This window comes from Streptomyces sp. NPDC001832, assembly GCF_040297265.1.
GTDB lineage: Bacteria > Actinomycetota > Actinomycetes > Streptomycetales > Streptomycetaceae > Streptomyces.
Window position 1 is genome coordinate 50,513 of record NZ_JBEOYU010000037.1, and the last position, 12,586, is coordinate 63,098.

The 12,586-nt window shown below is 68.3% G+C and carries 12 protein-coding genes; 8 read left to right on the forward strand and 4 right to left on the reverse strand.

Annotated features, from left to right (window positions below):
- The first annotated feature begins 72 nt into the window (after positions 1-72).
- The 5 genes from sdhC to ABT115_RS24225 all read left to right on the forward strand — a co-directional run bounded on the left by sdhC (position 73) and on the right by ABT115_RS24225 (position 4,270).
- On the forward strand, positions 73-453 hold the full coding sequence (gene sdhC / locus ABT115_RS24205; RefSeq protein ID WP_351793469.1) for a succinate dehydrogenase, cytochrome b556 subunit: 381 nt from the start codon (positions 73-75) through the stop codon (positions 451-453).
- A 5-nt stretch (positions 454-458) separates the two neighbouring features.
- Complete coding sequence (locus ABT115_RS24210) at positions 459-935, forward strand: succinate dehydrogenase hydrophobic membrane anchor subunit (protein ID WP_114246213.1); 477 nt, start codon at positions 459-461, stop codon at positions 933-935.
- 29 nt (positions 936-964) lie between these two features.
- Positions 965-2,719 carry a succinate dehydrogenase flavoprotein subunit gene (sdhA, locus tag ABT115_RS24215; protein WP_351793472.1) on the forward strand — a complete coding sequence of 585 codons (1,755 nt, stop codon included), beginning with the start codon at positions 965-967 and terminating at the stop codon, positions 2,717-2,719.
- On the forward strand, positions 2,719-3,486 hold the full coding sequence (locus ABT115_RS24220) for a succinate dehydrogenase iron-sulfur subunit (protein ID WP_351793473.1): 768 nt from the start codon (positions 2,719-2,721) through the stop codon (positions 3,484-3,486). The genes sdhA and ABT115_RS24220 overlap by 1 nt, the downstream gene beginning before the upstream one ends.
- 181 nt (positions 3,487-3,667) lie before the next feature.
- Positions 3,668-4,270 carry a hypothetical protein gene (locus ABT115_RS24225; protein ID WP_351793476.1) on the forward strand — a complete coding sequence of 201 codons (603 nt, stop codon included), beginning with the start codon at positions 3,668-3,670 and terminating at the stop codon, positions 4,268-4,270.
- 78 nt (positions 4,271-4,348) lie between these two features.
- On the opposite strand, the gene ABT115_RS24230 is transcribed toward ABT115_RS24225, so the two are convergent.
- The 3 genes from ABT115_RS24230 to ABT115_RS24240 all read right to left on the reverse strand — a co-directional run bounded on the left by ABT115_RS24230 (position 4,349) and on the right by ABT115_RS24240 (position 7,832).
- Positions 4,349-5,905: an ABC transporter substrate-binding protein gene (locus ABT115_RS24230; protein WP_351793479.1), complete on the reverse strand. Its 1,557-nt coding sequence runs from the start codon at positions 5,903-5,905 to the stop codon at positions 4,349-4,351.
- Between the two features lie 187 nt (positions 5,906-6,092).
- Positions 6,093-7,454, reverse strand: a complete 1,362-nt coding sequence (locus ABT115_RS24235) for a metallophosphoesterase (protein ID WP_351793481.1) — start codon at positions 7,452-7,454, stop codon at positions 6,093-6,095.
- A gap of 36 nt (positions 7,455-7,490) precedes the next feature.
- Positions 7,491-7,832 (reverse strand): SCO4848 family membrane protein, encoded by a 342-nt coding sequence (locus ABT115_RS24240; protein WP_502969156.1) that lies wholly within the window; start codon positions 7,830-7,832, stop codon positions 7,491-7,493.
- Between ABT115_RS24240 and ABT115_RS24245 the strand changes: the two genes are divergently transcribed.
- Complete coding sequence (locus ABT115_RS24245) at positions 7,735-9,111, forward strand: D-alanyl-D-alanine carboxypeptidase family protein (RefSeq protein WP_502969155.1); 1,377 nt, start codon at positions 7,735-7,737, stop codon at positions 9,109-9,111. The genes ABT115_RS24240 and ABT115_RS24245 overlap by 98 nt on opposite strands.
- Here ABT115_RS24245 and ABT115_RS24250 read toward each other — a convergent pair.
- A complete protein-coding gene (locus ABT115_RS24250) occupies positions 9,062-9,988 on the reverse strand; it encodes a YihY/virulence factor BrkB family protein (RefSeq protein ID WP_351793489.1) in 927 nt (308 codons plus the stop codon). The two genes, ABT115_RS24245 and ABT115_RS24250, sit on opposite strands and share 50 nt — an antisense overlap.
- A 204-nt stretch (positions 9,989-10,192) precedes the next feature.
- Here ABT115_RS24250 and dprE1 point away from each other — a divergent pair, with 204 nt between their 5' ends.
- On the forward strand, positions 10,193-11,542 hold the full coding sequence (gene dprE1, locus ABT115_RS24255; protein WP_351793491.1) for a decaprenylphosphoryl-beta-D-ribose oxidase: 1,350 nt from the start codon (positions 10,193-10,195) through the stop codon (positions 11,540-11,542).
- A 102-nt stretch (positions 11,543-11,644) separates the two neighbouring features.
- Positions 11,645-12,445: a decaprenylphospho-beta-D-erythro-pentofuranosid-2-ulose 2-reductase gene (gene dprE2, locus ABT115_RS24260; protein WP_351793494.1), complete on the forward strand. Its 801-nt coding sequence runs from the start codon at positions 11,645-11,647 to the stop codon at positions 12,443-12,445.
- The last annotated feature ends 141 nt before the right edge of the window (positions 12,446-12,586 follow it).

Consider the following 12,586-nt stretch of genomic DNA (forward strand, 5'->3'; position numbering starts at 1 on the left):
GACCGTACCCGGCCGGGCCAGACCGACAGTCAAGCCGGCCGGCCCCAATCCCTGCTCCCGGAGGGTTTTTCCGTGCCGGCTGGAACGCTGTACCGCGGCCGGGAAGGCATGTGGTCCTGGGTGGCTCATCGAGTCACCGGTGTCCTCATTTTCTTCTTCCTGTTCGTACACGTCCTGGACACCGCTCTCGTCCGAGTTTCCCCCGAGGCCTATGACAACGTCGTGGCCACCTACAAGACGCCGATCGTCGCGTTCCTCGAATACGGCCTGGTGGCCGCCATTCTCTTCCACGCGCTGAACGGTCTCCGCATCGTCGCCGTGGACTTCTGGGCCAAGGGCCCGCGCTACCAGAAGCAGATGCTCTGGTCCGTCGTGGGTGTCTGGGTCGTGCTGATGGTCGGGGCCCTGTACCCCGTCCTCGGCCACGCCGTACGCGAAATCTTCGGGAGCTGAGGCCCATGTCCACCGAGTCCTCCGCCGCGATCGGCTCCGTCGAGGGCGTCAGCCTCTACGACGTCGACCACCCGGCCCCGGTCATCGAGCCGCCGCGCAAGCGGACCGGCAAGACTCCCAAGGGTTCGCGCACCAACTTCGAGATGTACGCCTGGCTCTTCATGCGCCTGTCGGGCATCGTCCTGGTCGTCCTGGTCCTGGGCCACCTGCTGATCCAGCTGGTGCTGGACGGCGGCGTCTCCAAGATCGGCTTCGCCTTCGTGGCGGGCCGCTGGGCCTCGCCGTTCTGGCAGGTCTGGGACCTGGCGATGCTGTGGCTGGCCATGCTGCACGGCGCCAACGGCCTCCGTACGGTCATCAACGACTACGCCGAACGGGACAACACCCGCTTCTGGCTGAAGATGCTGCTGTACACCGCCACGGTGTTCACCGTCCTGCTGGGCACGCTGGTGATCTTCACCTTCGACCCGAACATCCGCTAGGCGCCGGGCCAGAGGGACCAGAGGAAATCATGCAGATCCACAAGTACGACACAGTCATCGTCGGCGCCGGCGGCGCCGGCATGCGCGCGGCCATCGAGTCCACCAAGCGCAGCCGTACCGCCGTGCTCACGAAGCTCTACCCGACCCGCTCCCACACGGGCGCCGCGCAGGGCGGCATGGCCGCCGCGCTCGCCAACGTGGAAGAGGACAACTGGGAGTGGCACACCTTCGACACGATCAAGGGCGGCGACTACCTGGTCGACCAGGACGCCGCCGAGATCCTGGCGAAGGAGGCCATCGACTCCGTTCTCGACCTGGAGAAGATGGGCCTGCCGTTCAACCGCACGCCCGAGGGCCGTATCGACCAGCGTCGCTTCGGCGGCCACAGCCGTAACCACGGCGAGGCCCCGGTCCGCCGGTCCTGCTACGCCTCGGACCGCACCGGCCACATGATCCTCCAGACGCTTTACCAGAACTGCGTCAAGGAGGGCGTGGAGTTCTTCAACGAGTTCTACGTCCTGGACCTCCTGCTCCAGGAGGTGGACGGGGTCAAGAAGTCCGCGGGCGTCGTCGCGTACGAGCTGGCGACCGGCGAGATCCACGTCTTCCAGGCGAAGGCGATCATCTTCGCCTCCGGCGGCACCGGGAAGTTCTTCAAGGTGACGTCGAACGCGCACACCCTGACCGGTGACGGCCAGGCCGCCGCCTGGCGCCGTGGCCTGCCGCTGGAGGACATGGAGTTCTTCCAGTTCCACCCGACGGGCATCTGGCGCATGGGCATCCTGCTGACGGAGGGCGCCCGTGGTGAGGGCGGCATCCTCCGCAACAAGGACGGCGAGCGCTTCATGGAGAAGTACGCGCCCGTCATGAAGGACCTCGCGTCCCGTGACGTCGTCTCCCGCTCCATCTACACGGAGATCCGTGAGGGCCGCGGCTGCGGCCCCGAGGGCGACCACGTCTACCTCGACCTCACCCACCTGCCGCCGGAGCAGCTGGACGCCAAGCTCCCGGACATCACCGAGTTCGCGCGTACGTACCTCGGCATCGAGCCCTACACGGACCCGATCCCGATCCAGCCGACCGCGCACTACGCCATGGGCGGCATCCCGACCAACGTCGAGGGCGAGGTGCTGGCCGACAACACCACCGTCGTCCCGGGCCTGTATGCCGCCGGCGAGGTCGCGTGCGTCTCCGTGCACGGTGCCAACCGTCTGGGCACCAACTCGCTGCTCGACATCAACGTCTTCGGACGCCGTTCGGGCATCGGTGCCGCCGAGTACTCCGCGAAGAACGACTTCGTCGAGCTTCCCGAGAACCCGGCGCAGATGGTCGAGGAGCAGATCGAGCGGCTGCGCAACTCGACGGGCACCGAGCGGGTCGCGGCGATCCGTCTGGAGCTGCAGGAGTGCATGGACGCCAATGTGATGGTGTTCCGCACCGAGCAGACCATCAAGGCGGCCGTCGACAAGATCGCCGAGCTGCGCAAGCGCTACCTCAACGTGTCCATCCAGGACAAGGGCAAGCGGTTCAACACGGACCTCCTGGAGGCCATCGAGCTGGGCAACCTGCTCGACCTGGCCGAGGTCATGGCGACCTCCGCGCTGGCCCGCAAGGAGTCCCGCGGCGGTCACTACCGCGAGGACTACCCGAACCGCGACGACGTCAACTTCATGCGCCACACCATGGCGTACCGCGAGGTCGCGGCCGACGGCACCGAGTCGATCCGGCTCGACTACAAGCCGGTCGTCCAGACCCGCTACCAGCCGATGGAGCGTAAGTACTGATGGCTACCCCGACTCTGGACAAGGCCGAGGCCACCCCCCCGGCGTCCCCTGCCTCCCCGTACATCACGGCCACCTTCCGGATCCGCCGCTTCAACCCCGAGGTCTCCGACGAGGCCGAGTGGCAGGACTTCCAGATCGAGATCGACCCGAAGGAGCGTGTCCTCGACGCCCTTCACAAGATCAAGTGGGACATCGACGGCACGCTGACGTTCCGCCGTTCCTGCGCCCACGGCATCTGCGGCTCCGACGCGATGCGGATCAACGGCAAGAACAGGCTCGCCTGCAAGACGCTGATCAAGGACATCAACCCGGAGAAGCCGATCACGGTCGAGGCAATAAAGGGCCTCACGGTCCTCAAGGACCTCGTGGTCGACATGGAGCCTTTCTTCCAGGCGTACCGCGATGTCATGCCCTTCCTCATCACCAAGGGGAACGAGCCGACCCGTGAGCGTCTGCAGTCCGCCGAGGACCGCGAGCGCTTCGATGACACCACCAAGTGCATCCTCTGCGCCGCGTGCACGTCCTCGTGCCCGGTGTTCTGGAACGACGGCCAGTACTTCGGCCCGGCGGCGATCGTCAACGCGCACCGCTTCATCTTCGACTCACGCGACGAGGGCGGTGAGCAGCGCCTGGAGATCCTCAACGACCGTGACGGTGTGTGGCGTTGCCGCACCACCTTCAACTGCACGGACGCCTGCCCGCGTGGCATCGAGGTCACCAAGGCGATCCAGGAGGTCAAGCGGGCGCTGATCACGCGCCGCTTCTGACCGCCGCTGACGCACCAGTTGCATCCGAGGCCCCGTTTTCCGCACGAACACTGCGGGAAGCGGGGCCTCTTGGTGCACCGTCCGGGTGTTGAAGGTACGGTCATGCGGAACCGGACACCGGTTCGTCGCCTCCGGCGCAGCAGGGCGCGGGGCGCACAGGCTTGATCGAAAGCGGGGAACGTTGAGCGATCCGAATCCGTACGCGGACGACTCATACAAGTGGGGACCTCCCCAGCAGCCGGGCCATCCGCCCACCGTCGCGGACGGCCAGGGGCACGGGCAGACCGGCCCGGGCGCTCCGGCCTACGGCTACCCGCAGCAGCTGCCCGAGTCCGCTACCCAGCCCGGCCCCGGCTACGGCTACCCCGCGGAGCAGGCGGGCCAACCGACCATGCCCGGTTACGGCTATCCGCAGCAGCCGGGCCCGCCGCCCGGCGCCGGTGCGCCGATGCTGGCGTTCGGCGACATCACCGTCGTGAACGACCAGATCGTGACACCGGCCGGCACGATGCCCCTCAAGGGTGCGGTGTGGACGGCCACGGACCTGTCGCGTACCGAGGAGAAGATCCCGACGGTCGCGATCGTGCTCGCGATCGTCTTCGCGCTGCTCTGCCTGATCGGTCTGCTCTTCCTCCTGATGAAGGAGAAGAAGACGACCGGCTTCATCCAGGTCTCGGTGACCAGCGGTGGCAGGCACCACTCGACGTTGATCCCGGCGACCGGTCCGGAGACCTTCCAGATGGTGATGGCCCATGTCAACACGGCCCGCTCGATGAGCATCTGACGGTCCGCAAGGAGGGAGGGCCCCGCCTGGCCGCCGCCCCGGGGCGGCGGCCTCTCGGTCCCCTCGGCGCCGCCGCGGTCAGATCCGCTTCAGTTCCCACAGCCGCCAGAGGCCGGTGCCGTCCGAGAGGTACTGCGAACCGGAGACATCGGTCGTGCTGACGACGTAGTCCTTCTTCTGCCACAGCGGCACGAGCGGCACGTCCTCACCGACCAGCTTCTGGAGGTCCTTGAAGTCCGCCGCGGTACGGCCGCGGTCGCTGTACTGCCGCGTGGCGGCGATCAGGCTGTCCATCTGCTTGCTGGAGTAGCCGTTGTGGAGGCTGTTGCCGTGGCCCACCAACGGAGCACTGAAGGTGTCGGGGTCCGGGTAGTCGGGGAGCCAGCCGATGGTGAAGGCGTCGTACTTGCCGGTCGGGTACTCCTTCTGGAACTTCTGCCAGTCGACGGCCTCGACCGAGACCTTGAACAGCCCGTCCGCCTCCAGCTGGCGGCGCAGCTCCGCGGTCTCCTTCGCGAACGCCTCGTCGCCGCCGCGGTAGCCGAAGGTGATGTGCAGCGGCGTCTGCACTCCGGCCTCCTGCATCAGCCTCTTGGCGCGCTCGGGGTCGGGCGAGGGATAGGCGTCGAAGAACGGTGTGCTGTGCCCGATGTAGCCCTGCGGGATCAGCGAGTAGAGCGGTTCGACGGTGCCCTTGTAGACGTCGGTCACCAGCGGCCCACGGTCGATGATCGACGCGATGGCCTGCCGGACCTTCTTGTTGGCGAGTGGGGAGCCGTCACGGACGTTGAAGACGAGATTGCGGATCTCGGCGCTGTCCGCCTCGGTGACGCGCAGGTCGGGGTCGCCGGGGTTCAGCTCGGCGAGCGTGGCCGGCGGCAGCTGGCGGTGCGTCACATCGAGCTGTCCGGCCTTCCAGGCCGCCAGGAGTGCGTCCGATTCCTTGTAGTAGTGCACGGTGACCGGGACACCGGTCTTCTTCAGCGCACCCTTGTACCTGGGGTTGGGGACCAGTTCGGCGGAGACGCCCGGTTGGTACGACTCCAGTATGTACGGGCCCGAGCCATCGGCCGTGTTTCCGGCCCGGAGCTTGTTCGGCGGGTACGCCTCGCGGTCGACGATCGAACCGGCTCCCGTGGCGAGCTTCTGCGGGAAGGTCGCGTCGCGCGAGGAGAGGTTGAAGGTGATGGTGCGGCCCTCGGTCACCACGTTCTTGAGACTCGGGAACAGCACCGACGGACCGACGTCCGTCTTGATCCTGATCATGCGGTCGATGGAGTACTTGACGTCGGCGGCGGTCATCTTGCGACCGCTGGCGAAGTACAGATCGTCGCGCAGCTTGCACTGGTAAGTCTGGAGCTTCTGGCCGATGAACCCACAGCTCTCTGCGGCGTCGGGCTCGGGGACGGTCGCCCCGGGCTTGAACGTCATGAGGGACTGATAGATGTTGCTGTACATCGCCCAGGAGCCGGCGTCGTACGCACCCGCCGGGTCGAGCGAGGTGACTTCGTCCGTCGTACCGACCGCGATCGGGTCGTCCTTCACCTCGTCCGAGGGAAGCAGCTGCCAGGCGCCGACGCCTGCGATGACCAAAACCGCGAGAACCGCGAGAATCCGTAGCCGGATCGACCGCATTGCCGTGCTCTCCTTACCAACCCCACCTCGGCGTTGCGCTCAGATACGCACATCACCGCATGTTCGCGCTCAGCCAATCACACGACTTTCACATCCGGAAGAGCAAAACCAGGACTCATATCCTTTTGTTCGGCACTTGAAACCTTGGGTTGATCCGAAGGGTCCGCAACAGGTCATCGACGGAGTGTCAGGCCTGCCGGGAGGCGAGCTCCACGACGGTGACGTCGGAGGGTGCACCGACCCGTACGGGCGGTCCCCAGGCACCCGCTCCGCGGGAGACGTACAGCTGGGTGTCGCCGTAACGGTCGAGCCCGGCGACCGTGGGATTGGCCAGCTCCGCAATGAAATTGCCCGGCCAGAGCTGGCCGCCGTGGGTGTGGCCGGAGAGCTGGAGGTCCACGCCGTGGGCGACGGCGTCGTGGATGACGACGGGCTGGTGGGCGAGGAGGACGGCGGCGCGGTTACGGTCCCGGTCACCGAGCGCACGATCGAAGTCGGGCCCCTGCCCCTCGCTCTCCCCGGCAATGTCATTGACGCCCGCGAGATCGAATCCGTCGATCTCGACCCGGGCATTCTCCAAGGGGTGAAGCCCCAATTCCCTTACATGATCGACCCATTGGGCGGCGCCGGAGTAGTACTCGTGATTGCCGGTGACAAAGAAACTGCCCTGGCGGGCAGTCAGTTGCGCGAGCGGCTCCGCGGCCGGACCGAGGTCGGCGACAGTCCCGTCGACGAGATCCCCGACGACGGCGACCAGATCCGGCTGGGTCCGGTTGATCGTGTCGACGATCCGCTGGGTATGAGCGCGGCCGAGGACGGGGCCGAGGTGGATGTCGCTGACGACGGCGATCCGAAAACCGTGCGCCGAACGGGGCAGCTTGGCGAGCGGGACGGTGATCCGCTTGACCCGCGGCCCGCGCAGCACGCCGTACGTGCCGTAGCCGACCGTGCCGAGCCCGGCGACGGCGGCGGCGCCCCCGACGGCGCGCGCGACGAAAAGACGGCGCGTGGGGGCGGCGAGGGTGTCCGCGATGGGCGCGTCGGCGACGAGGACGTCCGCAGCGGGCGCGTCGGCGACGAGGACATCCGCAGCGGGCGCGTCGGCGACGAGGACATCCGCAGCGGGGGCGTCGGTGGCGTGGGCGTCCGCGGCGGGGGCGTCGGTGGCCTCGGGCGTGAGCACCTTCGTGACTGACCGGCGATTTAACCGACTTGACTCATTCGCGCGGCCTGCGAGCACCCGTCGCAGGACCGGCCGTGCCACCTCGCCCACCAGCAGCGCCAGCGTCAGATACAGCAGCGCGGCCAGCCATAGGTACCCGGGCCAGGCCAGCACCTGCTGGAGCCAGAAGGGCGCACCCGTACGGCCGGAGACCAGGGCGCCGACGCTCAGCAGCGGCAGGAGGTACGCGGCCACCGTGCCGGCTCTGCGCAGGGCGCTGCCCTCGGCCGTCGTGTCACCGACGAAGCGGCGCCACAGATAGCGGTGCACGCCGACGAGCAGCGCGAGCACCACGACCGCTGTCACCGCGAGACCGACCACTGCCACTTCTGTTCCCCCGCCCGTCGCCCGTCGTACGGCCTGTTATGCACCTTCGCGGCGCAACGCCCTGACTCCACGGAACCCGATCACACCGACCACCGTCCCCAGGAGAAAGGACGTGATGGCGAGCAGCAGATGCACCCAGAAGTACGCAGTCGGGTCACCCGCGTCGTCGAAGGCGAGTCCGCTGCCGTCCTTCCACAGGTTCTTGACGAAAGTGATCCAGATGAACCAGCTCCATACCCCGAAAGCGAGCAGGAACCAGGAGGCGGGGCGGCTGAGCTTCATGGACCCAGTATCTCCGCCGCGCTCCGGCAAAGTCGCCCGGGGTGAGCTGTCCCGGCGGTACGCACGGCGGGTCAAGCCATCCGCACCCATATTCATACCTTCACCCTGTACGTTTCCGACCGTGCCTGCTCTGAAGAAGATCGCGTTGACGGTCACCTCTGCCGCCTTGTTGTCCACATTTGTTGTCAGCCCGGCATCGGCGGCTGACAAGGACACCCCCGGCAAGCAGCCGAAACCACCCGCCGCCATGTCCCAGGTCGGTGGCGAGCTGCTGGGCCGACCCGGCACACAGGTCAAGCTGGGGGCCGGCGCCCCGGTACTGCCCAAGGACCTCACGGGCAGGTCCTGGATCGTTGCGGACGCGGAGAACGGCGAGGTCCTCGCCTCGCACAACCCGCACTGGCGGCTGCCCCCCGCCTCCACGCTGAAGATGCTCTTCGCGGACACCGTGATGCCAGGACTGCAGCCGAAGACCCGGACGTACACCGTCCAGGAAGAGGACCTCGCGGGCGTCGGCGAGGGCAGCAGCCTGGTGGGCATCAAGGAAAACCTCAGCTATACGGTCCAGGACCTGTGGCTCGGGGTGTTCCTGCGTTCGGGCAATGACGCGGTGCACGTGCTGTCCTCGATGTACGGCGGCGTCCCCAAGACCGTCGCCGACATGCAGGCGCATGCCGAGGAGCTGCAGGCGCTCGACACGAAAGTGGTGTCGCCCGACGGATATGACGCGCCCGGTCAGGTCTCCAGCGCGTACGACCTGACTCTGTTCGCCCGCAGCGGGCTGCAGAAGGCGGACTTCCGGGAGTACTGCTCGACGGCCGAGGCGGACTTCCCCGGCGCGAAGAAGGACGGCAAGCGCGAAAGCTTCAAGATCCAGAACACCAACCGGCTGCTCACCGGCGCGGACGGCGTCGACCCGTACAAGGGCATCGCGGGCGTCAAGAACGGCTACACCACGCACGCGGGCAACACCTTCACCGGTGTCGCCGAACGCGACGGCAAGGTGCTGCTCGTCACCGTCATGAATCCGTCGTCCGGGGAGCCCCACGCCGCCTACAAGGAGGCCGCCAGCCTCCTCGACTGGGGTTTCGCCGCGAGCGGCAAGGTGACCCCGGTCGGCGAACTGGTGCCCCCCAAGTCCGCCAGTACCGGGGCCGACACCGGCAAGGACCCCGTGGCGGCAAACGAGAAGGACGAGGGCAGGAACGGTTCCGCGCACACCACCGAGACCGCTGCCGCCGGCGGCAGCGGGAGCGACGGCGCCTGGATCGCGGCGGGAATCGCCGGAGGCGTCCTGGTGCTGCTGGCCGGCGGTGCGTTCCTGGTCAACCGGCGCTGGCCGCTGCCGGACCTGGTTCGCCGTCGTCGTCGCTGACGGCCGCGGAGTCCTGCTCGGTTTCCTCGCTGTTCTGCGTCGCCGTCCAGGCGGCGCAGAACAGCAGCAGCCTCGCCGAGAAGTTGATCCACAGCAGCAGCGCGACCGGCACCCCGAAGGCGCCGTACATGCTCTTCGACGCGACGCCCTTCATATAGCCGCCGAGCAGCAGCTTGAGCAGTTCGAAGCCGACCGCGCCGATCGCCGCGGCGACCAACAGCCTGCGCCGCGGGGGCTCGACACCGGGCAGCAGCGTCAGCAGATAGAGCAGCAGCAGAAAGTCGGCGAGGGCCGCCACGACTACGGCGGCCACCTGCAGCACCACACCGCCCGCGCCGCGGTCCGAGATGCCCAGCAGACCGGCGGTCCAGCCGAGGGCGACAGAGCCGGCCGAGGAGACAGCGAGCGTCGCGAGCGCCGCCCCGCCCAGACCGAAGAGCAGCCCGACATCCTTGAGTTTGCGGATGACCGGATTGCCCAGGTCCACGTCGTCCATGCCCCACACGGCGCGCAGACAGCCCCGCATCGCGCCGATCCAGCCGACACCCGCGAAGAGCAGCACCGCACCCGCGACCAGCCCGACCGTGCCCGCGTTGGCCACCAGACTGCGGATACCGAGCTGGTCGGAGATGCCCGGCACCTGCTCGACGATCAGGTTCTCGATCTTGTGGACCTGCTCGGCGGAGAGCAACGCGGCACCGATCGCCGCACCCACCGCGATCAGCGGGAAGATCGCCAGGAAGCTGATGAAGGTGATCGCGGCGGCGAGCCTGGCCCAGTGGACCCGTTCCAGCGTTTCGTACGAGCGCCAGGCGTGCGTCGCCATCAGCCGGGAGACGATCGGCCCGATGACAGGGAGGTTTTTCAGCCAGTCCATGACGTACGACTACCGCTCCTAACCAGTGTGCATGAGTGAGTCCTGGACCCACTGTTGCGTACCGGGCCCATCCCGAACGGTTTTGGATGCACTGGGTTCCCGCTTTCGCTTCCCGCGCGGGCTGACACTTCTTCAATCATCCATATCGGTGAGTGTTGTAACGAATCCGTCGAAAGGGTTTTATCGGGCGCTACGGTCACCATCATGTCTGTCGACACCGTGTCCCTGAGCGGCTGGGGCCGTACCGCCCCGACGACCGCCCTGCGCTTTCGTCCCCGTACGTACGAGGAGGCGGCGGCGACGGTACGCGGCTGCGGACCCCGCGGCTCCATCGCTCGGGGCCTCGGCCGGGCCCACGGCGACGCCGCACAGAACGCGGGCGGCTCCGTCCTCGACATGACCGCGCTGAACCGGATCCGCGCCATCGACGCCCAGACCGGCCTGGTGGTCTGCGACGCCGGGGTCAGCCTGCACCGGCTGATGGAAGTCCTGCTGCCGCTCGGCTGGTTCGTGCCCGTCACACCGGCCACCCGCTACGTCACCGTGGGCGGCGCGATCGGCGCCGACATCCACGGCCGCAACCATCACTTCTCCGGCTCCTTCTCGCGGCACGTCCAGGAGCTGAAGCTGCTGACCGCCGAGGGCGAGATCCGTACGGTCCGGCCCGGCACCGATCTCTTCGACGCGACGGCGGGCGGCCTGGGTCTGACGGGTGTGATCCTTTCCGCCACGCTCCGGTGCCACCGTGTCACCAGCTCCTGGATGTCGGTGGACACCGAACGGACCGTCGACCTGGACGACCTGCTGGCCAGACTCTCCGCCGGAAACCACCGCTACCGCTATTCGGCTGCCTGGATCGACCTCCTCGCCCGCGGCCGGGCGACGGGGCGTTCCGTACTCACCCGCGGGGAGCACGTACCCCGGTACGCGCTCCCCGCACGCGCCCGGCGCACACCGCTCGCGTTCCGCCCGGGACAGCTGCCGGCCGCACCCGCTCTCGTACCGGAAGGGCTGCTCGGCCGTACCTCCATCGCCCTCTACAACGAGCTCCGTTACCGCAGCGCCCCCAGGTACCGCATCGGCGAGTTCCAGAAGCTGTCCACGTTCTTCCACCCCCTGGACGGTCTGCCGCACTGGAACCGGCTCCATGGCCGCGGCGGATACGTGCGGTACCAGTTCGTCGTCGGGCACGGGCAGGAGGAGGCGCTGCGCCGGATCGTGCGCCGGATCTCCCGGCGGCGCTGCCCGTCGTTCCTCGCCGTGCTCAAACGGTTCGGCGAAGGCGGCCCGGGCTGGCTGTCGTTCCCGATGCCTGGCTGGGCGCTCGCCCTCGATCTGCCCACCGGGCTGCCGGGCCTGGCCGGGTTCCTGGACTCGCTGGACGAGGAGGTGGCGGAGGCCGGCGGCCGGGTCTGCCTGGCGAAGGACTCCCGGCTGCGGCCTCAGATGCTGGCCGCGATGTATCCACGGCTGGCCGAATTCCGGTCGCTGCGCGCCGAACTGGACCCGAACGGAGCGTTCCGCTCGGACCTGTCGCGCCGCCTGTCGCTCTGACCGCTGCGGGCTTCCGCCCGTTCGTCCCCCGTGTCTTCCTCGTCCCCCTCGTCTGCCTCGCCCCCCTCGTCTGCCTCGCCCCCGTCTGCAAGGAGTGTTTCCGTGAAGGACGCCTTCGGTGCCCCGCAGTCCCTGCTCGTTCTCGGCGGCACGTCTCAGATCGCTCTCGCCACCGCACGCCGGCTGATCGCCCGCCGGACCCGTACGGTCTGGCTGGCCGGCCGCCCCTCCCCCGCCCTCGAATCGGCCGCCGCCGAACTGCGCACACGCGGCGCCGACGTCCGTACGGTCGACTTCGACGCCCTCGACTCCGAGTCCCACGAGACCGCCCTCGGCAAGATCTTCACCGAGGGCGACATCGACATGGTGCTCCTCGCCTTCGGCATCGCGGGCGACCAGGAGCGTGATGAGGAGGAGCCGCTCTCCGCGGTCCGGGTCGCCCGGACGAACTACACGGGGGCCGTCTCCGCCGGGCTGGTGTGCGCCGGAGCGCTCCAGGCGCAGGGGCACGGCTCGCTGGTGGTGCTGTCCTCGGTGGCCGGCGAACGTGTCCGCCGTGCCGACTTCATCTACGGGTCCAGCAAGGCGGGCCTGGACGCGTTCACGCAGGGGCTGGGGGACGCACTGCACGGCACGGGGGTGCATGTGATGGTCGTACGCCCCGGCGTCGTACGGCCAAGAACGGCGGCCCGACCCGCGACACCGCGGCTCACCGCGGCGCGGTTCGCCGCCGCACCGCTGGAGGCATCGCCTCTCGCAACGACTCCGGACGCGGTCGCAGCGGCGATCGTGACGGGTCTGCGGCGGCGTTCGGAGACGGTATGGGTGCCGGGGTCACTGCGTGTAGTGATGTCGGCACTGCGGCATGTGCCGCGCCCGCTGTTCCGGCGCCTGCCGGTCTGATCCTGCGCCGGGGTGTTCCGCCCGACAGCCTCTCAGAGGCTGTCGGGCGGCCTCCGATCGGAAAGCGGACGCGGTCTGGTGCGTGCGATTCCAAGGCGCCGGGATGAGATCGGAAGAGCGTGGGGTAGGGAAAGAGTGTTG

Coding starts and splice junctions, on each gene's coding strand:
- dprE1 (WP_351793491.1), top strand. CDS start 10,193: ATGTCTGTCGACACCGTGTCCCTGAGCGGCTGGGGCCGTACCGCCCCG.
- ABT115_RS24240 (WP_502969156.1), bottom strand. CDS start 7,832: ATGAATATGGGTGCGGATGGCTTGACCCGCCGTGCGTACCGCCGGGAC.
- ABT115_RS24245 (WP_502969155.1), top strand. CDS start 7,735: ATGGACCCAGTATCTCCGCCGCGCTCCGGCAAAGTCGCCCGGGGTGAG.
- ABT115_RS24230 (WP_351793479.1), bottom strand. CDS start 5,905: ATGCGGTCGATCCGGCTACGGATTCTCGCGGTTCTCGCGGTTTTGGTC.
- ABT115_RS24210 (WP_114246213.1), top strand. CDS start 459: ATGTCCACCGAGTCCTCCGCCGCGATCGGCTCCGTCGAGGGCGTCAGC.
- ABT115_RS24250 (WP_351793489.1), bottom strand. CDS start 9,988: ATGGACTGGCTGAAAAACCTCCCTGTCATCGGGCCGATCGTCTCCCGG.
- ABT115_RS24220 (WP_351793473.1), top strand. CDS start 2,719: ATGGCTACCCCGACTCTGGACAAGGCCGAGGCCACCCCCCCGGCGTCC.
- sdhA (WP_351793472.1), top strand. CDS start 965: ATGCAGATCCACAAGTACGACACAGTCATCGTCGGCGCCGGCGGCGCC.